Raw genomic sequence first — 25,739 nt, 5'->3', positions numbered from 1 at the left:
CTTCAGACACATCAAGATCTTGCTGCAAATATTCATAACCACAAAAATATTGCCAATAAATATTTTCCTTTAGCTCTTCCTCCGTAAACGAATCAGAACCGTTGTACATAGCTTGAAGCATTGATAGTGCTAGCATTACTCTATGATCTTTCTTATTTCTACCAAATTGCTTGATTTCAATGTTAGGCAATGCTCTGGCTTCAAGTTCAGACCAATTTACTAAATCCCTTAGTTTATATAACTTGTTTTTAGGATTTAGTTTTGTAGATAATTTCTCTTCAAATAACCTTTCTTGTTTTTGGAGAAAAGTAATATTTTCTATAGGCATAATTTTAAAATCCGTAAGCTTTATGCGGTAATTATACCATTTTCTTATGGATTTTGTAAGCTGTTTATGACATGAAACCCCTTGTTAATTCAGGCGGGGAGAGTTTTGACGGAGGGACTAGTTATGTCCGGCAAAAAATATAGTCATACCGGACTTGATCCGGTATCTTCTTATCTACCGTCATGCTGAGCTCAGTGGGCTTCGCATGTCTTTTCAGCCAAATATCTTCTCCTATCTCATGAGATCCTGAAGTAAATTCAGGATCTCCGTGCGCACAGCAAGTCCCAGTATAAAACTATACAACTCTATTCCTTATCCATAGTTCAGGTTACTTATTGCTCTGGATTGTTATCGTTACCCATTACTTCTTTAATAGAATTAGCCGTTGTCTTATACACCCAACGATTAACAAAATAAGGTAAATTGGGGACCGCTGATTAGAGAAAGAAGAAGCATAAGTTGCTTGGTTAGCACAGCCGACACTTTCCTAAATTGACTGTCTATAGCTCAAGTTAAGAAACTATAGTGAGTAGTATTGGGGAATATAATTTCAAACAAGTTGAAAAAAAAGCGCCATATAAGTAAAGGCGCTTTTTTTATTACAAATTTTAGTTCTCTATAATTTCTTCTTTTGTCTACCTACAAGCTCTTTTTTATTCAGATACTTTTACAGCTGCTTTTTTAACTGTACTCGCCTTTTTCGTTGCAGACTTTTTTGCTGCAGCGGTAGAGCTTGGCTTAGTAGTTATAGTCTTTTTAGCTTCTTGTGGATTAAGCATGAGGTCTTTTACTCTAGCACTTAAGCGACTTACTTTTCTTGAAGCAGTATTTTTTTGGATTAGCTTACAAGCAACTCCTCTCATAATTTCTGATTGAGCAACTATCAAGGCTTTTTTTGCCTCTTCAGGTGAACCAGAGTCAACAGCCGCTAATACTTTTTTGATATATGTCTTAATACGACTTTTTCTGTTCTTATTTACTTCTGTATTGCGCTCAGTTTTTCTAATCGCTTTTTTGGTTGAAGAGTGATTTGCCATAAATTAAAAACCTTATCCTTAAATTTCTTGTTCTGTATCGTCTATTACTGGAGTCATACAACCTTTTGCACTTACATCTCTGTCAACAAACTCAATATATGCAACTGGTGCTCTATCACCATATCTAAATCCTGCTTTAATTACTCTTGTGTATCCACCAGGGCGCTCTTTATACCTTGTGGCCAGGATTGACATCAATTTTTCTGCAGCAACTATATCTCTAATGCGTGAGATTATATCCCTTCTCGCAGCTAAAGTACCATTTCTGGCCTTAGTAACTAACCTTTCTACAATCGGTCTCAAAGCCTTTGCTTTTGGTAAAGTCGTTTTTATCTGCTCATTCATAATTAACGCTGTCGCCATGTTGGCGAACATAGCTTTCCTATGAGAAGACGTTCTATTTAACTTTGATCCTTTTATTTTATGACGCATTTTTACTACCTAAAATTCCAACTTATTTAGTCATCTCTTGAGAAAATATATCTCAATAAGAATCTTCATATTTCTTTGCTAACTCTTCAATATTCTCTGGCGGCCACCCACTGACTTCCATACCAAATTTAAGCTTAAATTTTTCTAAGACGTCTTTAATTTCGTTTAGTGATTTTCTACCAAAGTTTTGAGTACGTAACATCTCAGCTTCAGTTTTATTAACTAGATCACCAATATATACAATATTATCATTCTGTAGACAATTTCTTGACCTAACTGACAACTCAAGCTCATCAACTTTCTTAAGAAGAATTGGATTATATTCAAGCTCTTCTTTTGTTTCGTGTTTTTCTTCTTCTACTTCTTCGAAGGTAATAAATAATTGTAACTGATCTTGTAAGATTCTAGCAGATAAAGCAATTGCCATCTCAGGACTAATTGTACCATCTGTTTCAACATTCATTATTAGCTTGTCATAATCTGTGATTTGACCAACACGAGTATCTTCAACCTTGTAAGAAACTTTCTTAACTGGACTAAATAATGCATCAATTGCTATAACTCCAATAGGAAGATCTTTCATTTTACCATTACCAGCTGGAACATAGCCCTTACCAGTTTCACAGTATAATTCCATCTCAAACTCAACATCTTTGGACAACGTACAAATCATCTGGTCTGGGTTTAAAATTTCCACATCTGATCCAGATTCGATCATACCAGCGGTAACCACACAAGGCCCCTTTGCATTAATACGCAAAGTTTTTTTGTCAGACGAATGAATCTTAACTGCAACTTTCTTAAGGTTAAGAATTATATCGATTAAATCTTCTTTCACCCCAGATTTTGCTGAAAATTCATGTACTACTCCAGGAATCTTAACTGCTGTAATCGCAGCTCCTTGAAGAGATGAAAGTAACACTCGGCGAAGAGCGTTACCAATAGTCAAACCAAAACCACGCTCAAGCGGTTCTATAATGATATTAGCGATGTTATTATCATCATTCTTACCATCATACGTAATTTTTGACGGTTTAATCAATGAACTCCAGTTTTTATTCAATGATAACATAATATGTCTTTCCTTAAAATCTACACTTATACTCTTCTTCTCTTAGGAGGTCTCACACCATTATGAGCTACACCTGATACATCTGTTATAGAGGTTACTACAAAATTCTGGCTAAACACCGCTCTCATCGCCGACTCTCTCTGAGAACCAGCCCCCTTAATTCTTATTGAAACAGTTTTTAGCCCGTGCTCTTTTGCCTCTTCTGCAACTTTATCAACCGTAATCTGAGCTGCATAAGGAGTAGCCTTTTTAGCCCCCTTAAATCCATGCGAACCAGCAGTAGAAATAGCAATAACATTACCCTGAGTATCAGTAACTGTAACTATGGTATTATTAAAAGTTGCTTTAATATGAACAATACCTAAGCTAATATTTTTCTTTTTCTTTTTGGATTTATTTATTGGACTCATTATTTTATCCTTAAATTATTTTTTCTTACCAGCAATTGCAACGGCCTTACCTTTTCTTGTTCTTGCGTTAGAATGCGTATTCTGACCACGAACCGGTAATCTTCTGATATGCCTTAAACCTTGATAGTTACGAATATCTTTCTTTTTCTTGATATTCAAACTTACTTCTCTCCTAAGGTCGCCTTCTACCTGGAAATTCTTATCAATTTCATTCCTGAGTAAAACAAGCTCATTATCATCAAGATCCTTTACCCTTTTGCTCTCAGAAATATTTGTGTTTTTACATATATTTCTAGAGGCAGTAAGCCCTATACCATAAATATATGTCAAACTAATCACCAATCTTTTATTCGGTGGAATATTTACACCTGCAATCCTTGCCACAAAAACTCTCCAATTTTATAAAAAATAATTAGAATCAGAATAATATAAAAATATTCAACAAAGTCAAATCTTTTTTACAATAGATGCCACTTCATCGGCAACCTTTTGCTTTGATTGACCAGCATTCACAATATGGAACTTACCTTTCTTTTTGTAATATTCGACCATAGGAAGCGTCTCTTTTCTATATTCATCTAACCTAGCAACAATCGTATCTTGATCGTCATCCAACCTCGCTAACAGGTCGTGTGAACCACATTCATCACACACACCAGCCTTTGATGGTTTGTCAAAATATTCGTTATAGATCCTACCGCATGAAACACAGTTGAAGCGCCCTAAAATACGTTTTATTGCTACATCATTATCAAGATTAAAGAAAATAGTGCTAATATCCGCATCTATATTTTCAATAAAATACTCTGCTTGTTCAAGAGTCCTAGGATAACCATCAAGAATACATCCACTTTTACATTCGTCAGATAAAATATATTTCCTAACTATTTTATTAACCAAGTCTGAGGGAACCAATTTACCTTCATTCATATAACTTGCAAGCATTTTTGACTCAGCAGTATCTTCTTGGATCATCTTTCTAAAAATATCACCGGTAGATATATGCGACAAAAATAGATCTTTCGAAAGAATTGCACCATGAGTGCCCTTACCAGACCCAGGAGGACCCATTAAAATTATTATTCTCTTTATCATTTCTCTTTTAACCTCATTTTTTTTACTAGTCCTTCATACCTAGCACTAAAAAGATGAGTTTGTACTTGCGTGAAAGTGTCAAGCACGACATTAACTACAATTAAAAAACTTGTTCCACCCAAAGCAAATGCTACAGAAAATTTATTCATCAACAACTCAGGAACTATACATACAAATGCTAAATATATACTGCCAATAACCGTGAGCCTGGTTAATAAATAATCAAAATATTCGGCTGTATTTTTGCCTGGCCTTCTTCCCGGTACATAAGCACCGTGCTTCCTTAGATTGTTGGCCGTCTCTTCAGAATTAAATACCACAGCGGTATAAAAAAAGCTAAAAAACATTATCAACGAAATATACAGAAGAATAAATAACGGCTTCCCATGACCTAAATAACGTGAAATTATACCCATTATTTCTGAGTCTTTCCCAGAAAAATCAGAAATAGTTGCTGGAAAGAGCAAAACAGAACTTGCAAAAATCGGAGGAATTACCCCAGAAGTATTAAGCTTGAGCGGCATATGCGTGGAATCTCCGCCATATATCTTATTACCCACCTGCCTTTTCGGATATTGTACAAGCACCTTTCTCTGCGCACGCTCGAAAAAAATGATCGTGGCAATCATTATTAACACCCCAGCACATATAGCCATAACAACCAAAGGAGACATTGCCCCTTTACGAGAAAGCTCAAACATACCAATAACGGCGCTTGGTAAACCAGAAACAATACCTATAAAAATTATCAAAGATGTCCCATTGCCAATTCCTCTAGATGAAATCTGCTCGCCTAGCCACATCAAAAATATAGTACCTACTACAAGAGTGGTAATAGTTGATATTTTAAAAATCATAGGAGCAATAATGACAACTGGACCGTGTGGAGTTATTGTTGACTCCAATCCAAGCGTTACTCCATAAGCTTGAAAAGCCGCAAATAAAACAGTAAGATATCTTGAAAGTTGGTTAATTTTACGACGCCCAACTTCACCGTCCTTTTTTAGATTCTCTAGTGGTTTGTAGGCAATTGTCATCAGTTGAATGACAATTGATGCTGTAATATAGGGCATGATTGCTAAGGCAAAAATAGACATTCTTTCAAGAGAACCACCTGACAGCATGTTAAACATACCAAGAATTCCTCCCTGATTTTGCTGAGCAAAACTGGCTAATGCTATAGAATCTATTCCAGGTATTGGAATAAAAGAGCCAAATCTACAGACAACCAAGACACTCAAAGTGAATATAATTCTGCTACTAAGCTCTCCTTTCGATTTTTGCATTATACTTAATCTAGTTTAAAATACGAATTTACGAATTCAAGATAAGACTTACTACCATAAATTCAGTTATAATATTGAAGAAAATCTGCTAATGGTAGCTATGAACTTAAATCTTCAAAACTATAATTTGTTATTTTTACAAAAATATATTTAGAATTAAGACTTTAACCATTCCAAACTTTACTTCTTAAGTCTATATTTAATTATCTAAACCTGGAGTTTTTGCCAAAACTTTACCACCAGCTTTTTCAACAACTATTTTTGCTCCTTCTGAACAGGCATCTAATTCGATTGTAAGCTTGTGCTCTACTTTTTCAAGACCACCCAACAATTTAACAGGTACCATTTTGCTTTTGATATAACCAATATCAACAAGAAGATCTTTATTAATACTATTAGCACTGTCAATACGCTTCATTGAAATCAAAGCTTCAATATCAGCAAGGCTTATTGGTGTATATTGTATAGATTTGGAGCATCTAAAACCTCTTTTTGGCAAACGCTTAATCAAAGGCATTTGTCCGCCTTCAGTTTTAATTGCAACACCAGACCTAGACTTTTGTCCCTTTTCACCTTTACCACAAGTCCGACCAGTACCGCTACCATTACCTCTGCCAACTCTTTTTCTTGGTTTTTTAGAGCCTGGTATATTAAATAATGTGTTTAATTTCATAACCATAATTCCTTATTATACAGTTTCTACACTTACTAAGTGCCTAACTTTGCCAACCATTCCTCTAACTGAGGGCGTGTCTTCGAGTACTCTTGTTCTGCTTAGTTTATTTAAGCCAAGACCAATCAAAGTTCTACGCTGAGCGTCTGGACGACCAATTGGGCTGCCAGTTTGAGTTACTTTAATTTGACCTTTAGTTTTTGCTTTTACTTTTTTCTCAGTCATGCCACTACTATCAATTTTAATTTAATTCGATTAAATACCAGAAGAATTTACAGATAATTCTGAAATATTCTTATCTCTTCGAGCTGCAATATCTTTTGGAGAACTAAGATTCTTTAAAGCATTAAAAGTTGCGGCAATCATAGCATTTGGACTAGATGACCCTAAAGATTTTGCTACTATATCTTCTATCCCCAAACGACCAAAAATAGACCTTAATGGTCCACCAGCAATCACCCCAGTACCAGGAGCAGCTCTCCTCAATAGCACCTTGGCTGCACCACTTTTGCCTATCACATCATGGTGAATTGTTCTTCCTTTATATAGAGGCACAGTAATCATATTATTTCTTGCATCTTTTGTAGCTTTAGCACGAGCTTCCGTTACTTCTTTGGCTTTACCATTCCCATAACCTACTCTGCCATTTTCATCACCCACTATCACAATCGCTGCGAAAGAAAAGTTACGACCACCTTTAACAACTTTCGTTACTCTGTTTACGTGAACTAGGTCTTCTACTACGCTATCTGTATTTTTAGACATCTATTTTCTCTATTAAAATTGCAGTTTTTTTCTTGCTTCATCAGCAAGAGCCTTCACAACACCATGGTACTTATGACCACCTTTATCAAAAGCAACAAGCTTTATTGACTTTTTCTCTGCACGATCAGCAAGGAGTTTACCAACTTTAATTGCAAATTCTATGTTACAGTTTGACTTAGCCGGCTTCCTAATTTCCTTATCCAAAGTAGATGCAGCTACTAAAGTTCTTGAGGTAGAATCATCTATAATTTGAGCATACACATGACGCCCAGATTTAAAAACAGACAATCTATTTCTGTCAGATACTTTTTTTAGCTTTGTTCTTACTCTTTGTCTTCTTTTTATGAAGCTTTGGTTACTTGAACTCATAATAATACTCATACCCCTAAAGTGCGAATTTAAGATAACACACCCTAAATCCAGCTATAATATTGAAGAAAATTTTATTAGTTTAGGAAAACTACTTCATCCTAAACTAAAGTTAAAAACTAACCTTTCTTACCTTCTTTTCTTTGTACATACTCACCTTTGCGCCTAATACCTTTACCTTTATAAGGCTCTGGCGGTCTCTGGTTACGAATAATAGCAACATACTGTCCTAATTTCTGCTTATCATGAGACTCAAGAACAATTATATTTTGCTTTGGCGCTTCTACTTTAATCCCCTCAGGAATTTCAATCTTAGTATTATGACTCTTACCGAGAGTCAAATTAAGGTATTTTCCCTTTACGGAAGCTCTGTAACCAACGCCATTAACTTCAAGCTCTTCAGTAAAACCTAAAGTAACTCCTTTAACCATCCCATTGATAATACTTCTTGCAGTACCCCACATAGCTCTCGCTTCTTCAGACAGTGGTTTTACAATAATAAATCCATCTATATGATCTATAGAAATCTGCCCAGCAAAAACTTTCTCAAGAACTCCTTTTGGCCCTTGAATTTTTATATTCAAACCAGAGATTTCGACTTTTACCCCTGCCGGAACTGGGATCGGTAATTTACCTACTCTTGACATTACAAAACTCTAAAATACTTTACAAATTACTTCGCCGCCTACATTCACTTTTTTGGCTTGCCTATCAGACATAACACCATGAGATGTAGACAAAATATGAATACCCATGTTATTAAAATAACCAGGCAAATCGTTAATTGAAGAATAAATTCTTTTCCCTGGTTTAGACACTCTGTGGATTTCAGATATTGCTGGCTCTCCAACACGTGAATATTTCAAAGAAATATCAATCACTCTTTTTTCCACATCTTTTGTGTAACCAACGATAAACCCCTCGCTTTTTAACACATCAAGAACCGTACACTTAAGATTAGACATAGGCAAAGCTACGTTAAGGAGCTTGCTCTTTTGACCATTTCTAATCCTAGTTAGCATATCCGCAATATTATCTGACATCGACATAATGATAATTCCTAATCTTTAAATATTTGTTTCTTTACCAGCTGGCTTTAATAACACCAGGAAGCATTCCTTTTGCCGCCAATTCTCTAAGTACATTACGGGACAAACCCATCTTACGATGAAAACCTCTTGGTCTCCCTGTTATTGCACATCTATTTCTAATTCTATTTTTTGCAGAATTTCTTGGCAAATCAGCTAGTTTCAAAACCAACTCAAATCTCTCTTCAAGCGGCAGCTTCTTATCTTGTATTTGACTAGACAACGCTTCCCTTTTCAGTTTAAAAGATTTTACTAACTTTTTCCTTTTCTCGTTTCTGTTTATAGATCCAATTTTTGCCATATTTTTGTGCTTTTAATTAAACTTTAATTGTAGAATGGAAGGTTAAACCCAGAAAGCAATAGTTTTGCTTCTTCGTTTGTCTTCGCAGTAGTTACAATAGTAATATCCATACCCCTTATTTTATCAATTTTATCATAATTGATTTCAGGAAAAACTATCTGCTCTTTAATACCAAAAGTGATATTACCTTTTCCGTCAAAACTCTTAACAGACAAGCCTTTAAATTCCTTCACCCTAGGCAAAGCAACAAGAACTAACCTCTCCAAGAATTCGAACATTCTATCTCTTCTTAGCGTAACTTTACAACCAAGCTTCATACCTTCACGTAGCTTAAAGCTCGCGATAGATTTCTTAGCGTAAGTAGTATAAGGCTTCTGTCCAGTAATGGCAGTCATATCACTTATCGCATGATTAATAACTTTTGAATCAAGCACTGCATCACCAACACCCATATTTACCACAATTTTTGACAATTTAGGCATCTGATGTTTATTAGGATACTTAAACTCACCCTGTAAAGTTTTAATTATCTGCTTACTATAAAGCTCTTTAAACCTGAGCAACATTATTTACCTTCCTTAGAAATTATTTCACCAGATTTTTTGGCAAACCTAACTTTTTTACCGCCTTCTAGAACTTTATATCCTATTTTTGTAATTTCATTCGTCTTAGGGTCAATATGACTTACATTCGATATATGAATAGGAAGCTCTTTCTGCACTATACCACCTTCACTCGTTTGAGTTGCCTTAGTATGTTTTTTTGCAAGATTTACACCAGAAACTATTAGCTTCTTCTCAGACGGGAATACTTTTAATACATCCCCTACCTTACCTTTGCTTTTACCAGTTATTACCTTAACTGTGTCGCCTTTTTTAATTTTCAATTTACTCATTTAAATCACCTCTTCCGCAAGGGAAATTATTTTCATAAACCCCTTTCCACGAAGCTCTCTAGGAACTGGCCCAAAAACTCTCGTACCTATAGGCTCGTTCTGCTTATTAACAAGAACTATCGAGTTTGAATCAAATTTGATAGTACTCCCGTCAGGCCTTCTCACACCTTTTTTAGTTCTTACAATAAGACCTCTGTGCACTTCACCTTTCTTAACTTTGCCACCAGGAGATGCTGATTTTATTGATACTACAATAACATCACCACAACCAGATATCATACGAGCAGAGCCCCCAAGGACTTTAATACACATCACTTTTTTCGCACCTGAGTTATCTGCAACATCAAGCATACTCTGCATCTGAATCATAATTCAAAACTTCCAATTCATATAACATTAAACAAAGGACAAAATACAGAAACCGCCCCAAAAAGTCAACGACTTATTCGCCCATTACCACCCAAGACTTAGTCTTGGAAATAGGTCTACATTCTTCGATTCTTACTTTATCACCAACCTTGCACACATTATTTTCATCATGTGCAGCATATTTAGTAGATCTTCTTACAGTTTTTTTATACAAAGGATGTCTATACGTTCTTTCAACCTTTACTGAAACCGTCTTATCATTTGTTGCACTTTCAACCGTGCCTTGTAAAATTCTTTTAGGCATCTATTTCGAGCCTCCGGCTTTTCTTTTTGTTAATTCAGTATTTACCCTAGCTATGTCTTTTCTTACCATAGAAAATCTCGTTGTATTAGTTAGCTCCCCTAGAGTTTTTTGAAACCTCAAATTAAAAAGTTCTTTTTTTAGAAAAACAACTTTTTCTCTTAATTTTTCAACGCTTAAACCAGAAAGTGCCTTTGATGTAAATTCTTTATCACTCATATCTTTGTACTATTTTTGTTCTAACCGGTAACTTTGCAGCAGCAAGCTCTAAAGCTATTCTTGCCACATCTTCATTTACTCCATCAATTTCAAACATAATTCTTCCAGGGGACACCCTTACAGCAAAATATTCAGGAGACCCTTTACCTTTACCCATACGAACTTCGTTCGGTTTCTTAGAAACAGGCAAGTCTGGGAAAATTCTTATAAAAAACTTGCCCTGCCTTTTCATATGCCTTACTGCAGCACGACGAGCAGCCTCTATTTGCCTTGCGGTAACACGCAATCCATCTAGTGACTTCAATCCGAACATACCAGAATTAAGCATAGTACCGCTCTTAGCTTTTGGAGCGACTCTTCCTTTATGAGCTTTTCTAAATTTTTGCCTTTTTGGAGCTAGCATTTTAATCTTCCAATCTAATATTAATAATTATCTTCTAGGCTGCTGACTATATTCGCCTTTATATACCCACACTTTGATACCAATAATACCATATGTAGTTAAAGCCTCAGCTGTACCATAATCAATATCTGCACGCAGCGTATGTAGAGGAACTCTTCCTTCTCTGTACCACTCCGTTCTTGCAATCTCTGCACCACCTAAACGACCAGAAACCGCAACTTTAATACCCTTACCACCCTGCTTAAAACAGTTTTGAATCGCCATTTTCATCGCTTTTCTAAATGATACACGGCTTTCTAATTGTTGAGCAATTGTTTGTGCCGCAACATTTGAATCAATTCCAGGCTTTTTAATTTCATGGATATTAATAAAAACTTCAGCTGATGTAATCTTTTGCACATCACGCTTGAGTTTTTCAATGTCAGAGCCACTTTTTCCTATAATTATACCAGGTTTTTTAGCATGTATATTAACTACAATACTATTACTAGGTCTTTGAATTATCACTCTACTTACTTGAGCAAGCTTATATTTTTTAGTGATTAGCGATCTAACCGTTAAATCTTGCAACAATTTTTCAGCATAATCCTTCTCTGCATAAAGCACAGATTCCCACCCCTTAAATAATGTTGGCCCTACTCTAAAACCATGGGGATTTACTTTTTGTCCCATATTATTTCTCCTCTTTTTCGGATACTGTTATATACAAGTTACTAAACGGCTTAATAATCTTAGCCCCTCTGCCCCTTGCTCTAGCTCTAAATCTTTTCATCACTATAGAGTTACCAACAGTAGCTGAACTTACAACAAGATTATCAATATCTGATCCCATATTATTTTCAGCGTTAGCAATAGCTGATTGCAAACATTTTTTTACATCAATAGCTATACGCTTTGGCGAAAATGTAAGCTGCACCAACGCATCTGAAACTTTCATATTTCTGATCACCGCCGCGACTAAGTTCAATTTTTGAGAACTAGTTCTTAAACGTATAATCGAAGCCTTTGCTGATAAATTACTCATTATTCTTTGCACCTATTTTCTTTTCGCTTTTTTATCCGCACCATGCCCATGGTAGGTACGAGTTGGAGAAAACGCACCAAGCTTTTGACCAACCATTTCTTCTGTAGCCGTAACTGGTATGAATTTATTACCATTATGTACAGCAAATGTAAACCCAACAAACATTGGTAAAATTGTTGACCTTCTCGACCAAGTTTTGATAATTTCTTTATTACCTGCGTCCATTAATTTTTGTACTTTTTTTAATAAGTACCCATCAACAAAAGGACCTTTCCATACCGAACGTGCCATATCTCATTCACCTATTTTTTTGTTCTTCTTTTCAATATAAACTTAGATGTAAGCTTATTTTTACGAGTCTTCTTACCTTTAGTCGGCTTACCCCATGGAGTAACAGGGTGACGTCCGCCCGAAGTCTTACCTTCACCACCACCATGTGGGTGATCGACAGGGTTCATCGCAACACCTCTAACATGAGGACGCTTGCCAAGCCATCTATTTCTTCCAGCTTTACCAACGATCGTATTCTTTTTATCTGCATTAGATAAAGTGCCAATAGTTGCCATACAACTAAGTAGTACTATTCTAAGTTCTCCAGAAGCCAATTTTAGCTGAGCATAACCAGAGTCTTTTCCAACAAGACTTACTGAAGCACCAGCAGATCTAGCAATTTGTCCACCTTTACCAGGTTTCATCTCAACATTATGCACAATAGTACCAACCGGGATATTCTTTAGAGGAAGACAATTTCCAATTTTTATATCCACATCATCATTACCAGACACTACCTTATCGCCTGGATTCAACTTGGCTGGAGCTAGAATATAAGACAACTCTCCATCTTCGTATTTGATCAAAGCTATATAAGCCGTTCTGTTTGGATCGTATTCAATACGTTCAATGGTCGCCACACTATCAAACTTATTTCTCTTAAAGTCAATAAGTCTGTAGAGTTTTTTATGACCACCACCTATATGACGGGAAGTAATCCTACCACGATTATTTCTACCACCAGTCTTAGAAATACCTTCTGTTAATTGCTTAACCGGCCCACCTTTCCATAAATCACTTTTATCAACTCGAACTAAACCTCTTTGCGATGGCGTAGTCGGATTATACTTTTTTAAGGCCATTATTTAACACCTCCAGCTAAATCTATGGTGTGATCTTTTTCTAAAGTAACAATTGCTTTCTTTACATCAGATCTACGACCAATAACACCTCTAAATCTCTTAACTTTACCCTTTTGATTCAGAACATTCACAGCTTTTACTTTAACTCCAAATATCTCTTCAATAGCTTTTTTTATCGAAATCTTATTACTACTTGGAGAAACCTCAAACACGTACTTACCATGCTCACCGAGAATCGTTGATTTTTCGGTTATTATAGGTTTTCTTATCAAATCATACTTAATCTTAGTCGTCATTACTTCAACCTCTCTTCTAGAAGCGGTAGCGCATCTTTCGATATCAACACATGATCACTTCTTATAATGTCATAAACATTCGCACCAATCACCGGCACTACACAAGTATTAATTGCCGAAGCTGCAGATAGTTTTAAATTTTTCTCAACAAAAGCAGCACCATCAATTACAAAAAATCTACCACCACCGAAATTAGCAAGCGCCTTGACCAATTCAGCAGTTTTAGGCTGCTTCATTTCAACAGAATCAACAAAATGGAGCGCACCGGCCGCCAATTTTATCGAAAGCGCATGCCTCAAACCTAACTTTCTAACTTTCTTTTGCAAACTCGTCTCATGAGATCTTACTTGCGGGCCATGAGCTATACCACCGCCACGACGCTGAACACCTCGAGCATTACCTTGCCTTGCGTTACCAGTTCCTTTTTGCTTAAAAGGCTTTTTGTTTGAACCAGAAACTTCTCCCACTGTTTTAACAGCATGAGTCCCGCTTCTAGCTTTAGCCCTTTGCCAGTCGATAACTCTTTTAATGATATCTTCTCTTGCTTCCAGTCCAAAAATAGCTTCGCTCAACGATACTTCGCCAACAACTTGATTTTTTAGACTTACCAAATCAGCTTTCATAAATTTTTACCTAATTTCACTCAATCCAATATCTAAAACTATACAGAAACTGCTTTTTTAACAGCATCTTTGATCGACACGTACTTACCTTTCGACCCAGGCACATTTCCAGAAACAATAATTATTCCTTTTTCATCATCAATTTCTACAATTCGTAAATTTTGAATAGTCACATTCTCATCACCCATATGACCAGCCATCTTCTTACCCTTAAACACCTTGCCCGGATCTTGACACTGACCAATCGAACCATGAGAACGATGGGATACAGAAACACCATGCGAAGCTTCCAACCCTCTAAAGTTATGTCTTTTCATAACCCCAGCGAACCCCTTACCAATCGATCTTCCCGTAACATCGACAAATTGACCAATTTTAAAGTGACTTGGTTTCATCTCACAACCAATATCAAGCAGGTTGTCTTGAGAGACCCTAAACTCTTTTAATAAAGCCCTTGGTTCAACTTTTGCATCAGCAAAAACTTTTCTCATTGGCTTAGAAACCTTCGAAGGTTTCTTCAAAGTAGAACCCAAAACAACAGCATTGTATCCATCTCTAGAGTCAGTTTTTTGACCGACCACTTGACAATCCTCAAGCTGTAAAAATGTAAGTGTAATTCTTTCACCTTGCTCGGTGAACATCGAGCTCATGCCCAATTTTTTTGCGACCAAACCTGTTCTCATCTTTAAACACCTACCAATTTAATTTCAACATCAACACCAGCTGGTAAGTCAACTTTCCTTAAAGCTTCGACAGTTTGCGGAGTAGGATAATTAATAATCACCAATCTTTTTTGAGTTCTAATCTCAAATTGCTCCCTAGACTTCTTGTCGATGTGAGGACCCCTTATAACCGTAAACCTTTCAATATGTCTCGGAAGAGGAATTGGACCACTAACATCCGCACCAGTACGCTTTACCGCACTAACAATCTCGCCTGTCGCATGCTCAAGGGAGCGATGATCAAAAGACTTTAGTTTGATTTTTATTCTCTGATTATTCATATTAACCTTATATTTAAAACAGCCCAAGTATAAGCCTCAAAAAGAGACGCCAACTCTAAATACTTAAGCGGCCCGAAAATTCGCGCCGCTTAGAGATATTTACTTTAGGATTTTCGACACAACACCAGCACCAACAGTTCTACCACCTTCACGAATCGCGAAACGTAAACCTTCATCCATGGCAACAGGAGAAATCATCTTAACAACAATTTTTGTATTATCACCAGGCATTACCATTTCTTTACCTGCTGGCAATTCAATTTCACCAGTAACGTCAGTAGTTCTGAAATAAAACTGAGGACGATAATTCTTAAAGAACGGTGTATGACGACCACCCTCTTCTTTATTAAGAACGTAGATTTCAGCTTCGAACTCAGTGTGAGGAGTAATTGAACCAGGTTTAGCTAAAACCTGACCTCTATACACATCTTCTCTTTTTGTACCACGAAGAAGTACACCGACGTTATCTCCAGCTTGACCAGAATCAAGAAGTTTTCTAAACATCTCAACACCAGTACAGATTGTTTTGACAGTATCTTTAATACCAACGATTTCAATCTCTTCACCAACTTTAACTATACCCTGCTCAATCCTACCAGTAACAACAGTTCCACGACCGGAAATAGAGAATACATCTTCAATCGGCATCAAGAACGGCTTATCAAGCTCACGAACTGGCTGCGGGATGTAAGAATCAACCGCATCCATAAGCTCTTCAATACATTTTTCATCAGTACCGTTAAGAACATTAAGCGCAGAACCTTTAATAACAGGAATTTCATCACCTGGATACTCATAAAGAGAAAGAAGCTCTCTTACTTCCATTTCTACCAATTCTAAAAGCTCTGGATCATCTACTTGATCAACTTTGTTCAGGAACACAACAAGCGAAGGCACACCAACCTGACGAGCTAAAAGAATATGCTCTCTGGTTTGTGGCATTGGACCATCAGCAGCCGACACAACAAGTATAGCTCCATCCATTTGGGCAGCACCAGTAATCATGTTTTTTACATAATCAGCGTGACCAGGACAGTCAACGTGAGCATAGTGTCTCTTGTCTGTTTCGTATTCAACGTGAGCTGTTGAAATTGTAATACCCCTTGCTTTTTCTTCTGGAGCACCATCTATCTCATCATATTTTGATTCTTTTGCCTGACCTTTTTTCGCCAGAACTTTAGTAATCGCCGCTGTAAGAGAAGTTTTACCATGATCTACGTGACCAATAGTTCCTATGTTACAGTGCGGCTTATTCCGCTCAAACTTTGCCTTTGCCATAAGTTTTCTCCTAAAAATATATAAAAGTTCAACAACTAAAAATTACTTAACTTACTTTAACATCATCGCTCAAATATCCACAGCTACATTTAAGCTTATGGAGCGGGTGATGGGAATCGAACCCACGCAGCCAGCTTGGAAGGCTGGGGCTCTACCATTGAGCTACACCCGCAATACTCACCTAAACCACACATAATTCAAGTGGTGGAGGGAGAAGGATTTGAACCTTCGAACGCATACGCGGGCAGATTTACAGTCTGCTGCCATTGACCACTCGGCCACCCCTCCTGATAAACCTACAGCAAAATAAACCACTCGAGCATTAAACGCAAGTACTAATTCACAAAGCGTCAATCTCAAGCTTTTTTATACCCTTCAGGGCGGTATATCGAAAATGTTTAGTTGTAAGTTTCTATAATAAATAGTAGTTTATGTCAAGAACATTTTTGAGTAAAAGCTTAGGTATTATGCGTATTAAGAATAAAACGAACGTTTCAACCAGAACAGAGTACTATATGTATGGTACTCATGCAGTTTTAGCAGCAGCAAAAAATAGTAATCGCGAAATTAAAAAAATATTTTGTCTTCCAAGGTTTGCAGACGAGTTTAAGAACAAACTAAAAAATCATGATGTAGAAATAGTACAAAATGACTTTATTATAAAGAAAGTTGGTAAAGATCAACCACACCAAGGCGTAATCGCTCTTGTTAATAGTGTTTTTAAAAATAGCATAGATGAATTGAAGTTTTTCCCTACTAAAGATAGAGTAGTTATATTAGACCAAATATCTGATCCTCAAAATATTGGAGCAATTATTAGAAGCGCAGCTGCTTTTAACATAGACAAAATAATATTACCCAAAGATAATGCGCCAGACGAGAATGCTTCAATTGCGAAAGCAGCCTCTGGATGTCTAGAATTAGTTCAAATAGCAAAAGTCACTAATATTAAGCAAACAATCGAAACACTAAAAAACAAAGGATTCTGGATCGCTGGGCTTGATTCGAAAGGTCAGAACAATTTAAAAGAAATAGTAGATATTGATAAAGTTGCCGTAATTATAGGTTCAGAAGGCAAGGGAATGCGCAAACTTACTTCTGAATCATGCGATTTTCTGATAAAAATACCAATTTCAGAACAAGTAGAGAGCCTAAACGCCTCTAATGCGGCTAGTATAATTTTTCACTTGTTAAATCTTCACTATATTTAAAATAGATAACTATATACCTATACCTACGCGCTCTAAAAGCAACTCACGATAAAAAAAGTGTTGTTAATTCATCCCCAGACGATCTTTTTATTTATTTTACAACAATAGCTGTTACATAATGATATGTACAAAATTTAGCAACATAATGTAATCCGAGTGTGTTTGGTTAGTGATGATCAAAATTAGCGATCTAATTAATAAGTTCAAAAAAACTGAAACGAGCGAAGTAACCGCACCGACCAACGGGGTTGCAGCGCAGCAAGAGGTAAAGCAACTAAGAAACTGGTACGAAGAACGTTACGACAACATAACGGTTCAAAGAAATTTATTGTTTTTATTATTATTAATTTTGCTTTGTTTATCAATAATATCAATTGGTGTAGTAGCGTACGTAATAAATACCAAGAGATTTGATCCATTTGTCATACAAATCGACGATACAACAGGAATAGCAAAGGTTGTAAATCCGCTTTCATCCAGTATATTAAGTGGTAACGAAGCTCTTGCTCAGTATTTTATCAAAAAATATATTATCGCAAGAGAAACGTATAACCCAGTTGACTTTAGCACAGAAGCAAAACGAATAGTCAGGTTGCTTTCCTCAAATTCAATTTACTGGGACTATCGTGGGTACTTAAAAAATGAGGCAGTTGATCCGACCATTAAATACGGCCAAAAAAATACGACATATTTAGTGGTCAAATCATGGTCTAAGTTAGCTGATAAAAAATATATTATGCGATTCTCAATAAACGAAACTGCAGGTGCTATGAAGGTTTTTAACAAAATAGCAGTGGTTGAGTTTCAGTATTTGCCGATGGAATTGACAGAAAGCGACAAAGATGTCAATCCAGTGGGTTTTCAAGTAACCGGATATAGGATGGACGATGATAGTAGTTAGAATACTTTTAACCATATTGTTAATTTTTGCTTGTTCAAATAAAATTGCTTTGGGAGATGACTCTGCTTTAACAACTGATAGCAGAATAAAAACATATTTTTATAGCCCAAATGACGTGTATCTTCTTGTTCTCCATTATGGATTTCAATCCCATATTGAATTCGGTAAAGGCGAAACTATTGAAACGATTACTTTAGGTGATTCTTACGCCTGGAAGATAACGCCTTTAGGCAATAGATTGTTTATAAAACCTATGGAGCGTGATATTAGGACAAATATGACTATTATCACAGACAAAAGAACATACCAATTTGATATTGTTGCTAAAGAACTTGAAGACGGTGATGAAAGAGATTTAGTATACGTCATTAGGTTCCAATACCCTAAAAAATCTAGGTAATTTATGTCAAAAGACAACATGCCAGGGCAAATTGATGTTGGCAACAACCAGTTGCCTGAGGTTGATCAAGAACTATCGCAAGTTGCTAGCAATCCAAAACAGAGTATACTAATACTAGTTGGAGTTATTGCCGTTTTTGCTTATTTGTTTTTCAACTTATTTATTAACTCATCTGATGTAGATAAAAATAAAGATAACACGCCGATGCCAGATGAGGTAGCAAAACCAATTCAAGTAGCAGCTGACAGTGACATCCCTTCCATTCCAACATTACCTGCTCCGCCTAGATTGGAGGATCCAACACCTCCGCCTCCACCTCCATCAGAGGCTGAGGCTCTACCAATGGCGGAAGAAGCACTTCCTTCTTTACCATCTGCTAGCTCAGAGGTATTACCAACACCAGAAATAACTTCTACTCCTACTCTTCCTTTTGGTAAAGTGCGAGATGAGGATGCTCAAAAAAGATTAGAAGCAAAACGAAAATCTGCGCTTGTTTTAGTAGCTGGAACGCCTCCAGCCAAATCTGCTGAACAACTTCAACAAGAAGCTGACTTTAGTTATCGTGGAGATATGAATCTTGTTTTGGGGCGTGGTAAAATCATTGATGCCATTATTGAAACAGCACTTAACACAGATCTTGGTGGGGAAATACGGGCAGTCATTACCAAAGATATATATTCTGAGTGGGGTAAAAATATTTTACTACCGAAAGGATCTCGGGTATTTGGTAATTATGCTGTAGGAATCGAGGGGTCCTATGGACGTATTTCGATTGAATGGACAAGAGTAGATCTCACAACTGGCTATACTCTTAACTTGAGCGGTGCCGGAGTGGATAATGTAGGAAGAAAGGGTAATCAAGGTAGGGTAGATAATAAATTTAGAGAGAGATTTTCCAACGCTGTTTTAAGATCTGCATTCAATGTTGTTTTAGCAAAAACTCTTGATTCACTTGTTAAACCGCAAATAAATTCTCAAGCTGCTGCTAACCGAAATCTTACAGCAACTAATGTAAAGAATATAGCCAATGGCATTTTTACACAACCTACCACACCTGTACTTACTGAGGCTCAAAAAAGAGTGCAAATTTGCGCAGCTGTGCTTACCGCTATAGAAGATAAAACTTCTGCCACATTTACACAAATCAATACAGCGTGTAATAATTTGGCAGCTGATGCAACAGCTACTGATCTAGCAAAACTCACTTCATTAATGAGCACTATTAATGCTTCTTCTGATGGGTTAATAGTAAATACAACTGCTAATGTTGAACAAAGTAAAGCTCAAGAATCTACCAAACAAGCATTTACAGATATTTCTGATACAGTGAAAAAAATGCTTGAAGAGCAGGAATTTAAGCCAACAATAACTTTAGATCAAGGAACCGCTGTAAGGATTTACGTGAATAAGGATTATAAATTTCCAAAAGTTGCTCTTGGTAAGTCGAGGTCAATGAAATGAGTTTTGCGGCACTAGAAACTTATCTTTTACCGTTTAAAAATATCTTCGCTGAAGAAGGTGTTAACGAGCTTATGATTAACAAACCTGGTGAAGCCTGGGTTGAGAAAAAAGGCGACCAACGCTTAGAGCTAATACCAGAAGTTGACATTGATCACTTGCTTGGTTTGGGGAGATTGGTTGCTCAATCTACAGATCAGAAAATTTCTGAAGAAAACCCATTACTTTCTGCCACACTCCCTAACGGCTACCGTATTCAGATAGTATTCCCACCAGCCGTCGAACCTAATTTAGCAGCTTTTGCTATACGTAAAGGTTCAACGATGCACCTTTCTCTTGACGCGTACGCAAAAATGGGAGCATTCGATAATACTTCTACGACTGAAATGGTTGATGAAAATAATGCAATATTATGCAATTACTTAAAAGAAAAGCAAATAAAAGAATTTATCAGGCACGCAGTACTTTGTAAAAAAAATATAGTCATTAGCGGTGGTACATCAACTGGAAAAACCACTTTCACTAATGCTGCACTTGGAGAAATCCCCACTCATGAACGATTAATTACAGTTGAGGATGCGAGGGAAGTACAGCTACACAACCATCCAAACAAAGTTCATCTATTGGCATCTAAAGGAGGTCAAGGTAGAGCCAAAGTAACAACTCAAGACCTAATTGAAGCTTGTTTACGTTTGCGTCCAGATAGAATAATAGTCGGTGAACTTAGAGGAGCCGAGGCTTTTAGCTTCTTAAGGGCAATTAATACTGGCCATCCTGGTTCTATTTCAACGTTACACGCAGATGCTCCTTCAATGGCTTTGGAACAGTTAAAATTGATGGTTATGCAGGCTGGACTTGGGATGCCCCCAGACGAAATTAAGAAATATATTTTAGCCGTTGTTGATATAGTCGTTCAGCTAAAACGCGGTAGTGGTGGAAAACGTTATGTTTCCGAGATATATTTTAAAGGAATGAGAGGTGAAGACAGTGTTCAATAATACTCTTAAAAAAGCTAGAACAATTTTTGGCCATATGATAATACATCCATTTGTGTTTATGTGCACTTTATGGACAAGCGGCCTTATTATTTCTTTTATTACTAATGAATTTAGAACAATTGGTTTAGATTTAAACGCAATTGCAATAACCTACAAATGGGCATCTTGGCTTTTACATTCATGGACAAAACTAGATTACAGTTCCTATGATTACATAAAAATAAAACTTCTTTTAGCTCTAATAATTCCTCCTTCATTCGTCGCTTTGTTTTATGTTAAGAATTTCAACAGAATAAAAACTCTTGAGTTTTTTCTACCAAAAGAGGCGGTGTATGGTTCAGCACAATGGGCCACTCAATCAGATATAGAGAGAGCTAGTTTAAGAGCAGCGCATGGAATGCTTCTAGGAAAAGACAGCATCGGCTATTTTTGCGCAGACGGTTTTCAGCATGCTTTACTATTTGCCCCTACAGGATCAGGTAAAGGGGTTGGGTTCGTAATTCCAAATTTACTCTTTTGGGAGCATTCTGTAATTGTTCATGATATCAAACTTGAAAATCACCTTTTAACCAGCGGATGGAGAGCCCAAAGCGGCCAAGAAGTTTATGTGTGGGAACCATCAAATCCAGATGGTGTTACTAACTGTTATAACCCTATCGACTGGGTAAGTAGCAAACCTGGGCAGATGGTAGATGACGTACAAAAAATTGCCAACCTTATCCTACCAAAGCAAGAATTTTGGGAAAATGAAGCAAGAAGCTTATTTTTAGGAGTAGTTCTTTACCTTATTGCCGATGAAACTAAGGTCAAATCATTTGGTGAAGTTGTACGAACTATGCGTAGTGATGACGTGGTGTATAACCTTGCCGTAGCTCTAGATACACTAGGTGAGATTATGCATCCAGTTGCTTATATGAATATTGCTGCATTTCTACAAAAGGCTGATAAAGAACGTTCTGGTGTTATTTCAACTATGAACTCTTCTCTTGAACTATGGGCAAATCCATTAATTGATGCAGCAACGGCTTCTTCCGATTTCAATGTCATGGAATTTAAAAAGAAAAAAACCACTGTGTTTGTTGGCTTAACTCCAGATAATATTCAAAGATTGCAAAAATTGATGCAAATTTTTTATCAACAGGCCAGTGAATTCCTAAGCCGTAAAATGCCAGATGTAAAAGAAGAACCCTATGGTGTAATGTTTTTATTAGATGAATTTCCAACGCTTGGAAAAATGGATCAAATAAAAGCTGGTATCGCTTATTTCAGGGGCTATAGAGTACGTTTATTCTTAATTATTCAAGATACTCAACAACTTAAAGGGGCTTATGAAGAAGCCGGGATGAACTCGTTTTTATCAAACTCAACATTTCGTATTACTTTTGCAGCCAATAACTATGAAACTGCAAACCTTATTTCACAATTATGTGGTAATAAAACAGTAGAACAAACTTCCTATAATAAACCATTATTCTTTGACTTAAATGTTTCAACAAGAACTCAAAATGTTTCAAACGTATCACGGGCATTATTACTTCCTCAAGAAGTTATTCAATTACCTCGTGATGACCAGATAGTGTTAATTGAATCTTTTCCTCCAATTCGATCACAGAAAATTAAATATTTTGAAGATAAGTTCTTTACAAAAAGACTTTTACCCCCTACATTTATACCAACACAAACGCCTTTTGATCCAAAAAGTGAAAAAGCAAGCGAAGCTAAACAAGCTGAAGAATCAGTTTGAGAAATATAAAATCTCAATGCTTTTGCTAGTCTTTTGGGAGCTAAAATTTAAATAAAAACAGGATTCTAAGTGGCGAGTGGACTCACGCTTTTGCTTACAGTTGGGGATATGACCCACTATAACTGTCAAAGCTATAAAATATGTGGCAGGAGGAACTTAGTCCTTCCTAGCTTAAAAATAAAAAAAAGAAATACACATGCGCCGTGCAATCATGGATATTGGCTACAATGCCATAAGAGCCGTTGTTTATGAAGACAACACACTTGGTGCTCCTGAAATATTTAATAATAAATTTAAGAACGACATTCTTAGTCTGCTATCCCACGAATCGTTTGATGTAAAGCATCAATCATATCTGTCTATTCAATATCTCTTACATGTATTCAAAAGGCTGGAAGTCACGGATATTAATTGCGTTGCCACAGCGGTACTTAGAGACCACCCAAGAGCCAATGACTTTATTTCATTCATAAAGAATAAATATAACTTTGATATTAGAATAATAACTGGTGAAGAAGAGGCAAAGCTAACTGCTCAAGGTTTAATCAGTGGCATACGTGATAGCGTAGGCATTGCAGCTGACCTTGGTGGCGGTAGCCTAGAATTAGTTGAAGTGAAAAATGGCTGCATTGGAAAACTTGAATCACTTGAGCTTGGAACCAAAATTATTACAGCAAGAAATATTACTAATAAAAACGAGATAATCCAAATAATTTCAGAAACATTTGGCAACCAAACTTACAAAAACCTTTACCTAATCGGCGGTGCTCTTAGGTTTATCGGTAGGTTATATATTGATTTTACCGAATATCCTATAAAGAATCTGCATAATCTTGAAATACTATCAGATGAATTTTCGACTTATCTCGCAAAATTAAGGTCTTCTTCAAGTAATACGAAAAGCAAACTCGGTAAACGTAAAATCAATAGCAACGCATTATTAGTAGCCGAGGCAATGATTGAAGTCTTTAAACCAGAAAAAATCATTGTGTCTACCTATGGGCTCAAAGAAGGAGTGAGGGTAGAGCTACTAACTGATGATGACAAAAATAAAGATATTGTCGAAGAGAAAGTAAAATATACCTGTAACTATGACGTTACTAAAACGGATTTCAACAGTTATCATGATATTCTGGAATCTATCGCTGGAAAAAATGAAATTAGCATGACTATCCTAAAATTTGCTATAATGCTTATGAGTTTAAAACGCAAATTTGATAACACACTTCCACCAGTTGCTCTTACTGAATTTATACTATCTTCAGAAATTCCATTCAAACATCAAGTTCGATTAATGCTTGCTCTAGTTCTTGCTTATGCTTCTAATTATAAACCAGATAACGAACTCGTTAGAATTTCTAAAAAACTTCTTACTAAAGAAGATTATGCAAGGAGTCAAATTATCGGCCATTTCTTGCAAATAGCCGAAGAAATTGATGGCCCTAGTTTTAGTTCCCCCTCTTTTTCTATTAAATCAAAAAATTATTATCTTGAAATCGATAGTAAAGAAATTTTACCACGCCCTACTTTTGAAAAAGTCTGCAGCCGCCTTAAATCTATTGCTTATGCAAAAAAAATATACTCTAATTAATACCAGTTTCAAATTAAATCAAAATATAAGTTATGCTAAAAAACACTGAAAATTCTTATGGATTAATTGCTAGAATTCTGCACTGGGTAATCTCTTTTTCAATTATTGGATTAATCTGTGTTGGTTTTTTTATGAGTTCTATGGAATCATCCCCAGAAAAATTTGAATTATATGGAATGCATAAAGCCTTTGGGGTAATTGTATTATCCCTTATAGTTTTCAGAATTATATGGAGATTATGCGATAAGGTAGTACTACCGCCTTCTGGCCTTCCTCAAATGATAAGACTTGCTGCTAAATCAGGACATTTTCTGCTGTATGTTTTTATGCTTATCATGCCAATTAGTGGTATCATGATGTCTAGATTTGGCGGACATGATATACCAGTATTTGGCTTATTCGTAATCCCTGCATTTGAAAAAAATGGAGAACTGGCAACTATTTTTCATACGATTCACGTAACAGCTATCTGGGGTTTTATAGCAGTTATCATAATGCATATAGGAGCAGCTTTTTATCACCACTTTATCAGGAAAGATAATGTTTTAATGCGCATGATAAAACAATTATAGCAGTTAACCTAAACAAGCAACTGCTCAGCAAATTCGTCATCCTAAATTTAATTTCATAGGATCCAAGGCTATGCAACGAGAATACCGGATCAAGTGCGGTATCCCATATCAGCCTATCTAGAGACCGATTGGCCTTTGTTTTGATCTTTAACTCTTGTTTTAATAACTGCCTGAACAATATTAGCTTCTCGATTAACATTATGCTGATACTTAGCTCCATTTTTGCTTAAAGCCTGGCCAGCATTTTCAACCTTTTGCTGATCTTGATTTGAAAAACGATTCATCACTTGTTCAGTTATATTTGTTAAAAATGCCCAAGAGAGTTCTATCTTTTCTTGAAGAGTTAGGCTCTTATCTTCATCTTCTTTATGCCTATTTTGATTATATAGTCTCTCCGTCAAAACTCTAAATTTTTGATATAATTTCAAGAATTTCAAAAATAAATCACCGCACATTCATTTTTT

The 25,739-nt window shown here is 36.2% G+C and carries 38 protein-coding genes, 2 tRNA genes and 1 pseudogene; 8 read left to right on the top strand and 33 right to left on the bottom strand.

Features of this window, described 5'->3' with window-relative positions; all coding sequences use genetic code 11:
• The 32 genes and pseudogenes from Megvenef_RS00685 to Megvenef_RS00530 all read right to left on the bottom strand — a co-directional run.
• A partial coding sequence (locus Megvenef_RS00685) for a transposase (protein WP_322776028.1) occupies positions 1 to 328 on the bottom strand: 328 nt, incomplete at its 3' end.
• A 779-nt stretch (positions 329 to 1,107) separates the two neighbouring features.
• Positions 1,108 to 1,365 (bottom strand): annotated as a pseudogene (gene rpsT, locus Megvenef_RS00680) (30S ribosomal protein S20); the annotation flags it as partial.
• Between the two features lie 18 nt (positions 1,366 to 1,383).
• The gene (gene rplQ, locus Megvenef_RS00675; protein WP_322776089.1) at positions 1,384 to 1,797 is read right to left on the bottom strand and encodes a 50S ribosomal protein L17; all 414 of its coding nucleotides are present in this window, start codon (positions 1,795 to 1,797) and stop codon (positions 1,384 to 1,386) included.
• A gap of 52 nt (positions 1,798 to 1,849) precedes the next feature.
• Complete coding sequence (locus tag Megvenef_RS00670) at positions 1,850 to 2,869, bottom strand: DNA-directed RNA polymerase subunit alpha (RefSeq protein ID WP_322776088.1); 1,020 nt, start codon at positions 2,867 to 2,869, stop codon at positions 1,850 to 1,852.
• A 26-nt stretch (positions 2,870 to 2,895) separates the two neighbouring features.
• Entirely contained in the window at positions 2,896 to 3,279 is a 384-nt protein-coding gene (gene rpsK, locus Megvenef_RS00665; protein WP_322776087.1) for a 30S ribosomal protein S11, read from the bottom strand.
• Positions 3,280 to 3,294: 15 nt separating this feature from the next.
• Positions 3,295 to 3,663 (bottom strand): 30S ribosomal protein S13, encoded by a 369-nt coding sequence (gene rpsM, locus Megvenef_RS00660; RefSeq protein WP_322776086.1) that lies wholly within the window; start codon positions 3,661 to 3,663, stop codon positions 3,295 to 3,297.
• A 63-nt stretch (positions 3,664 to 3,726) separates the two neighbouring features.
• Positions 3,727 to 4,374: an adenylate kinase family protein gene (locus tag Megvenef_RS00655; protein ID WP_322776085.1), complete on the bottom strand. Its 648-nt coding sequence runs from the start codon at positions 4,372 to 4,374 to the stop codon at positions 3,727 to 3,729.
• Positions 4,371 to 5,660 (bottom strand): preprotein translocase subunit SecY, encoded by a 1,290-nt coding sequence (gene secY, locus Megvenef_RS00650; RefSeq protein ID WP_322776084.1) that lies wholly within the window; start codon positions 5,658 to 5,660, stop codon positions 4,371 to 4,373. Before secY ends, Megvenef_RS00655 begins: the two co-directional genes overlap by 4 nt.
• Before the next feature lie 199 nt (positions 5,661 to 5,859).
• On the bottom strand, positions 5,860 to 6,333 hold the full coding sequence (gene rplO, locus Megvenef_RS00645; RefSeq protein ID WP_322776083.1) for a 50S ribosomal protein L15: 474 nt from the start codon (positions 6,331 to 6,333) through the stop codon (positions 5,860 to 5,862).
• Between the two features lie 15 nt (positions 6,334 to 6,348).
• Positions 6,349 to 6,558 (bottom strand): 50S ribosomal protein L30, encoded by a 210-nt coding sequence (gene rpmD, locus Megvenef_RS00640; protein WP_322776082.1) that lies wholly within the window; start codon positions 6,556 to 6,558, stop codon positions 6,349 to 6,351.
• A 30-nt stretch (positions 6,559 to 6,588) separates the two neighbouring features.
• Positions 6,589 to 7,098, bottom strand: coding sequence for a 30S ribosomal protein S5 (gene rpsE, locus Megvenef_RS00635; RefSeq protein WP_322776081.1), 510 nt, complete (start codon positions 7,096 to 7,098; stop codon positions 6,589 to 6,591).
• Positions 7,099 to 7,110: 12 nt separating this feature from the next.
• On the bottom strand, positions 7,111 to 7,467 hold the full coding sequence (gene rplR / locus Megvenef_RS00630; RefSeq protein WP_322776080.1) for a 50S ribosomal protein L18: 357 nt from the start codon (positions 7,465 to 7,467) through the stop codon (positions 7,111 to 7,113).
• A 119-nt stretch (positions 7,468 to 7,586) separates the two neighbouring features.
• Entirely contained in the window at positions 7,587 to 8,114 is a 528-nt protein-coding gene (rplF, locus tag Megvenef_RS00625; RefSeq protein WP_322776079.1) for a 50S ribosomal protein L6, read from the bottom strand.
• A 9-nt stretch (positions 8,115 to 8,123) separates the two neighbouring features.
• Positions 8,124 to 8,516: a 30S ribosomal protein S8 gene (rpsH, locus tag Megvenef_RS00620; RefSeq protein WP_322776078.1), complete on the bottom strand. Its 393-nt coding sequence runs from the start codon at positions 8,514 to 8,516 to the stop codon at positions 8,124 to 8,126.
• A 34-nt stretch (positions 8,517 to 8,550) separates the two neighbouring features.
• The gene (gene rpsN, locus Megvenef_RS00615; RefSeq protein WP_322776077.1) at positions 8,551 to 8,856 is read right to left on the bottom strand and encodes a 30S ribosomal protein S14; all 306 of its coding nucleotides are present in this window, start codon (positions 8,854 to 8,856) and stop codon (positions 8,551 to 8,553) included.
• Between the two features lie 23 nt (positions 8,857 to 8,879).
• Positions 8,880 to 9,422 carry a 50S ribosomal protein L5 gene (rplE, locus tag Megvenef_RS00610; RefSeq protein WP_322776076.1) on the bottom strand — a complete coding sequence of 181 codons (543 nt, stop codon included), beginning with the start codon at positions 9,420 to 9,422 and terminating at the stop codon, positions 8,880 to 8,882.
• The gene (gene rplX, locus Megvenef_RS00605) at positions 9,422 to 9,751 is read right to left on the bottom strand and encodes a 50S ribosomal protein L24 (RefSeq protein ID WP_322776075.1); all 330 of its coding nucleotides are present in this window, start codon (positions 9,749 to 9,751) and stop codon (positions 9,422 to 9,424) included. The genes rplE and rplX overlap by 1 nt, the downstream gene beginning before the upstream one ends.
• Positions 9,752 to 10,120 (bottom strand): 50S ribosomal protein L14, encoded by a 369-nt coding sequence (gene rplN / locus Megvenef_RS00600; protein WP_322776074.1) that lies wholly within the window; start codon positions 10,118 to 10,120, stop codon positions 9,752 to 9,754.
• 73 nt (positions 10,121 to 10,193) lie between these two features.
• The gene (gene rpsQ / locus Megvenef_RS00595; protein ID WP_322776073.1) at positions 10,194 to 10,424 is read right to left on the bottom strand and encodes a 30S ribosomal protein S17; all 231 of its coding nucleotides are present in this window, start codon (positions 10,422 to 10,424) and stop codon (positions 10,194 to 10,196) included.
• Positions 10,425 to 10,640 carry a 50S ribosomal protein L29 gene (rpmC, locus tag Megvenef_RS00590; RefSeq protein WP_322776072.1) on the bottom strand — a complete coding sequence of 72 codons (216 nt, stop codon included), beginning with the start codon at positions 10,638 to 10,640 and terminating at the stop codon, positions 10,425 to 10,427. It lies immediately after the preceding gene.
• Positions 10,633 to 11,043: a 50S ribosomal protein L16 gene (gene rplP / locus Megvenef_RS00585; RefSeq protein WP_322776071.1), complete on the bottom strand. Its 411-nt coding sequence runs from the start codon at positions 11,041 to 11,043 to the stop codon at positions 10,633 to 10,635. The genes rpmC and rplP overlap by 8 nt, the downstream gene beginning before the upstream one ends.
• A gap of 27 nt (positions 11,044 to 11,070) precedes the next feature.
• The gene (gene rpsC / locus Megvenef_RS00580) at positions 11,071 to 11,715 is read right to left on the bottom strand and encodes a 30S ribosomal protein S3 (protein WP_322776070.1); all 645 of its coding nucleotides are present in this window, start codon (positions 11,713 to 11,715) and stop codon (positions 11,071 to 11,073) included.
• A gap of 1 nt (position 11,716) precedes the next feature.
• The gene (gene rplV, locus Megvenef_RS00575; protein ID WP_322776069.1) at positions 11,717 to 12,067 is read right to left on the bottom strand and encodes a 50S ribosomal protein L22; all 351 of its coding nucleotides are present in this window, start codon (positions 12,065 to 12,067) and stop codon (positions 11,717 to 11,719) included.
• Positions 12,068 to 12,079: 12 nt separating this feature from the next.
• Positions 12,080 to 12,358, bottom strand: coding sequence for a 30S ribosomal protein S19 (gene rpsS / locus Megvenef_RS00570; RefSeq protein WP_322776068.1), 279 nt, complete (start codon positions 12,356 to 12,358; stop codon positions 12,080 to 12,082).
• 11 nt (positions 12,359 to 12,369) lie between these two features.
• Positions 12,370 to 13,200 carry a 50S ribosomal protein L2 gene (gene rplB, locus Megvenef_RS00565; protein WP_322776067.1) on the bottom strand — a complete coding sequence of 277 codons (831 nt, stop codon included), beginning with the start codon at positions 13,198 to 13,200 and terminating at the stop codon, positions 12,370 to 12,372.
• The gene (locus tag Megvenef_RS00560; protein ID WP_322776066.1) at positions 13,200 to 13,496 is read right to left on the bottom strand and encodes a 50S ribosomal protein L23; all 297 of its coding nucleotides are present in this window, start codon (positions 13,494 to 13,496) and stop codon (positions 13,200 to 13,202) included. The genes rplB and Megvenef_RS00560 overlap by 1 nt, the downstream gene beginning before the upstream one ends.
• Entirely contained in the window at positions 13,496 to 14,119 is a 624-nt protein-coding gene (gene rplD, locus Megvenef_RS00555) for a 50S ribosomal protein L4 (protein ID WP_322776065.1), read from the bottom strand. Before rplD ends, Megvenef_RS00560 begins: the two co-directional genes overlap by 1 nt.
• A gap of 38 nt (positions 14,120 to 14,157) precedes the next feature.
• Positions 14,158 to 14,802, bottom strand: a complete 645-nt coding sequence (rplC, locus tag Megvenef_RS00550) for a 50S ribosomal protein L3 (protein ID WP_322776064.1) — start codon at positions 14,800 to 14,802, stop codon at positions 14,158 to 14,160.
• Positions 14,803 to 14,804: 2 nt separating this feature from the next.
• Positions 14,805 to 15,122: a 30S ribosomal protein S10 gene (gene rpsJ, locus Megvenef_RS00545; RefSeq protein WP_322776063.1), complete on the bottom strand. Its 318-nt coding sequence runs from the start codon at positions 15,120 to 15,122 to the stop codon at positions 14,805 to 14,807.
• 99 nt (positions 15,123 to 15,221) lie between these two features.
• Positions 15,222 to 16,400 carry an elongation factor Tu gene (tuf, locus tag Megvenef_RS00540; RefSeq protein ID WP_322776062.1) on the bottom strand — a complete coding sequence of 393 codons (1,179 nt, stop codon included), beginning with the start codon at positions 16,398 to 16,400 and terminating at the stop codon, positions 15,222 to 15,224.
• 98 nt (positions 16,401 to 16,498) lie between these two features.
• Positions 16,499 to 16,572: transfer RNA gene (locus Megvenef_RS00535), tRNA-Gly, on the bottom strand.
• Between the two features lie 30 nt (positions 16,573 to 16,602).
• Positions 16,603 to 16,688 (bottom strand) — tRNA-Tyr (locus Megvenef_RS00530).
• 143 nt (positions 16,689 to 16,831) lie between these two features.
• Here Megvenef_RS00530 and rlmB point away from each other — a divergent pair.
• The 8 genes from rlmB (at position 16,832) to Megvenef_RS00490 (ending at position 25,275) form a co-directional block, all read left to right on the top strand.
• Positions 16,832 to 17,611 carry a 23S rRNA (guanosine(2251)-2'-O)-methyltransferase RlmB gene (gene rlmB, locus Megvenef_RS00525; protein WP_322776061.1) on the top strand — a complete coding sequence of 260 codons (780 nt, stop codon included), beginning with the start codon at positions 16,832 to 16,834 and terminating at the stop codon, positions 17,609 to 17,611.
• 181 nt (positions 17,612 to 17,792) lie between these two features.
• The gene (locus Megvenef_RS00520; protein WP_410519741.1) at positions 17,793 to 18,512 is read left to right on the top strand and encodes a VirB8 family type IV secretion system protein; all 720 of its coding nucleotides are present in this window, start codon (positions 17,793 to 17,795) and stop codon (positions 18,510 to 18,512) included.
• The gene (locus Megvenef_RS00515) at positions 18,499 to 18,912 is read left to right on the top strand and encodes a TrbG/VirB9 family P-type conjugative transfer protein (RefSeq protein WP_322776059.1); all 414 of its coding nucleotides are present in this window, start codon (positions 18,499 to 18,501) and stop codon (positions 18,910 to 18,912) included. Before Megvenef_RS00520 ends, Megvenef_RS00515 begins: the two co-directional genes overlap by 14 nt.
• Positions 18,913 to 18,915: 3 nt before the next feature.
• A complete protein-coding gene (locus Megvenef_RS00510) occupies positions 18,916 to 20,373 on the top strand; it encodes a TrbI/VirB10 family protein (RefSeq protein ID WP_322776058.1) in 1,458 nt (485 codons plus the stop codon).
• Positions 20,370 to 21,368 carry a P-type DNA transfer ATPase VirB11 gene (virB11, locus tag Megvenef_RS00505; protein ID WP_322776057.1) on the top strand — a complete coding sequence of 333 codons (999 nt, stop codon included), beginning with the start codon at positions 20,370 to 20,372 and terminating at the stop codon, positions 21,366 to 21,368. The genes Megvenef_RS00510 and virB11 overlap by 4 nt, the downstream gene beginning before the upstream one ends.
• 34 nt (positions 21,369 to 21,402) lie before the next feature.
• A complete protein-coding gene (locus Megvenef_RS00500) occupies positions 21,403 to 23,112 on the top strand; it encodes a type IV secretory system conjugative DNA transfer family protein (RefSeq protein WP_410519740.1) in 1,710 nt (569 codons plus the stop codon).
• A 196-nt stretch (positions 23,113 to 23,308) separates the two neighbouring features.
• Entirely contained in the window at positions 23,309 to 24,703 is a 1,395-nt protein-coding gene (locus Megvenef_RS00495) for a Ppx/GppA phosphatase family protein (protein ID WP_322776055.1), read from the top strand.
• Between the two features lie 32 nt (positions 24,704 to 24,735).
• A complete protein-coding gene (locus Megvenef_RS00490; RefSeq protein WP_322776054.1) occupies positions 24,736 to 25,275 on the top strand; it encodes a cytochrome b in 540 nt (179 codons plus the stop codon).
• 113 nt (positions 25,276 to 25,388) lie between these two features.
• On the opposite strand, the gene Megvenef_RS00485 is transcribed toward Megvenef_RS00490, so the two are convergent.
• Positions 25,389 to 25,712 carry a DUF2660 domain-containing protein gene (locus tag Megvenef_RS00485; RefSeq protein WP_322776053.1) on the bottom strand — a complete coding sequence of 108 codons (324 nt, stop codon included), beginning with the start codon at positions 25,710 to 25,712 and terminating at the stop codon, positions 25,389 to 25,391.
• Between the last annotated feature and the right edge of the window lie 27 nt (positions 25,713 to 25,739).

It is taken from the genome of Candidatus Megaera venefica, from assembly GCF_034554655.1.
Taxonomy (GTDB): Bacteria; Pseudomonadota; Alphaproteobacteria; order Rickettsiales; family Rickettsiaceae; genus Megaera_A; species Megaera_A venefica.
The sequence above is the reverse complement of the archived record's forward strand: the minus strand, read 5'-3'. Positions and strand labels throughout refer to the sequence as shown.

Excerpts from the sequence above, each read along its gene's own strand:
- rplV (WP_322776069.1), bottom strand. The coding sequence starts at position 12,067 with ATGAGTAATTTATCAGCAAAGGCTTCGATTATACGTTTAAGAACTAGT.
- rplF (WP_322776079.1), bottom strand. The coding sequence starts at position 8,114 with ATGTCAAGAGTAGGTAAATTACCGATCCCAGTTCCGGCAGGGGTAAAA.
- Megvenef_RS00495 (WP_322776055.1), top strand. The coding sequence starts at position 23,309 with ATGCGCCGTGCAATCATGGATATTGGCTACAATGCCATAAGAGCCGTT.
- rpsC (WP_322776070.1), bottom strand. The coding sequence starts at position 11,715 with ATGGGACAAAAAGTAAATCCCCATGGTTTTAGAGTAGGGCCAACATTA.
- rpsK (WP_322776087.1), bottom strand. The coding sequence starts at position 3,279 with ATGAGTCCAATAAATAAATCCAAAAAGAAAAAGAAAAATATTAGCTTA.
- Megvenef_RS00510 (WP_322776058.1), top strand. The coding sequence starts at position 18,916 with ATGTCAAAAGACAACATGCCAGGGCAAATTGATGTTGGCAACAACCAG.
- secY (WP_322776084.1), bottom strand. The coding sequence starts at position 5,660 with ATGCAAAAATCGAAAGGAGAGCTTAGTAGCAGAATTATATTCACTTTG.
- rplN (WP_322776074.1), bottom strand. The coding sequence starts at position 10,120 with ATGATTCAGATGCAGAGTATGCTTGATGTTGCAGATAACTCAGGTGCG.
- rplE (WP_322776076.1), bottom strand. The coding sequence starts at position 9,422 with ATGTTGCTCAGGTTTAAAGAGCTTTATAGTAAGCAGATAATTAAAACT.
- rplX (WP_322776075.1), bottom strand. The coding sequence starts at position 9,751 with ATGAGTAAATTGAAAATTAAAAAAGGCGACACAGTTAAGGTAATAACT.
- rplQ (WP_322776089.1), bottom strand. The coding sequence starts at position 1,797 with ATGCGTCATAAAATAAAAGGATCAAAGTTAAATAGAACGTCTTCTCAT.
- rpsH (WP_322776078.1), bottom strand. The coding sequence starts at position 8,516 with ATGTCGATGTCAGATAATATTGCGGATATGCTAACTAGGATTAGAAAT.
- rpsE (WP_322776081.1), bottom strand. The coding sequence starts at position 7,098 with ATGTCTAAAAATACAGATAGCGTAGTAGAAGACCTAGTTCACGTAAAC.
- rplP (WP_322776071.1), bottom strand. The coding sequence starts at position 11,043 with ATGCTAGCTCCAAAAAGGCAAAAATTTAGAAAAGCTCATAAAGGAAGA.
- rpmD (WP_322776082.1), bottom strand. The coding sequence starts at position 6,558 with ATGACTGAGAAAAAAGTAAAAGCAAAAACTAAAGGTCAAATTAAAGTA.
- rplR (WP_322776080.1), bottom strand. The coding sequence starts at position 7,467 with ATGAGTTCAAGTAACCAAAGCTTCATAAAAAGAAGACAAAGAGTAAGA.
- Megvenef_RS00560 (WP_322776066.1), bottom strand. The coding sequence starts at position 13,496 with ATGACGACTAAGATTAAGTATGATTTGATAAGAAAACCTATAATAACC.
- rplB (WP_322776067.1), bottom strand. The coding sequence starts at position 13,200 with ATGGCCTTAAAAAAGTATAATCCGACTACGCCATCGCAAAGAGGTTTA.
- rpmC (WP_322776072.1), bottom strand. The coding sequence starts at position 10,640 with ATGAGTGATAAAGAATTTACATCAAAGGCACTTTCTGGTTTAAGCGTT.
- rpsQ (WP_322776073.1), bottom strand. The coding sequence starts at position 10,424 with ATGCCTAAAAGAATTTTACAAGGCACGGTTGAAAGTGCAACAAATGAT.
- rpsN (WP_322776077.1), bottom strand. The coding sequence starts at position 8,856 with ATGGCAAAAATTGGATCTATAAACAGAAACGAGAAAAGGAAAAAGTTA.
- Megvenef_RS00515 (WP_322776059.1), top strand. The coding sequence starts at position 18,499 with ATGATAGTAGTTAGAATACTTTTAACCATATTGTTAATTTTTGCTTGT.
- rplO (WP_322776083.1), bottom strand. The coding sequence starts at position 6,333 with ATGAAATTAAACACATTATTTAATATACCAGGCTCTAAAAAACCAAGA.
- rpsS (WP_322776068.1), bottom strand. The coding sequence starts at position 12,358 with ATGGCACGTTCGGTATGGAAAGGTCCTTTTGTTGATGGGTACTTATTA.
- Megvenef_RS00655 (WP_322776085.1), bottom strand. The coding sequence starts at position 4,374 with ATGATAAAGAGAATAATAATTTTAATGGGTCCTCCTGGGTCTGGTAAG.
- Megvenef_RS00670 (WP_322776088.1), bottom strand. The coding sequence starts at position 2,869 with ATGTTATCATTGAATAAAAACTGGAGTTCATTGATTAAACCGTCAAAA.
- tuf (WP_322776062.1), bottom strand. The coding sequence starts at position 16,400 with ATGGCAAAGGCAAAGTTTGAGCGGAATAAGCCGCACTGTAACATAGGA.
- rplD (WP_322776065.1), bottom strand. The coding sequence starts at position 14,119 with ATGAAAGCTGATTTGGTAAGTCTAAAAAATCAAGTTGTTGGCGAAGTA.
- rlmB (WP_322776061.1), top strand. The coding sequence starts at position 16,832 with ATGTCAAGAACATTTTTGAGTAAAAGCTTAGGTATTATGCGTATTAAG.
- virB11 (WP_322776057.1), top strand. The coding sequence starts at position 20,370 with ATGAGTTTTGCGGCACTAGAAACTTATCTTTTACCGTTTAAAAATATC.
- Megvenef_RS00490 (WP_322776054.1), top strand. The coding sequence starts at position 24,736 with ATGCTAAAAAACACTGAAAATTCTTATGGATTAATTGCTAGAATTCTG.
- rpsJ (WP_322776063.1), bottom strand. The coding sequence starts at position 15,122 with ATGAATAATCAGAGAATAAAAATCAAACTAAAGTCTTTTGATCATCGC.
- Megvenef_RS00500 (WP_410519740.1), top strand. The coding sequence starts at position 21,403 with ATGATAATACATCCATTTGTGTTTATGTGCACTTTATGGACAAGCGGC.
- rplC (WP_322776064.1), bottom strand. The coding sequence starts at position 14,802 with ATGAGAACAGGTTTGGTCGCAAAAAAATTGGGCATGAGCTCGATGTTC.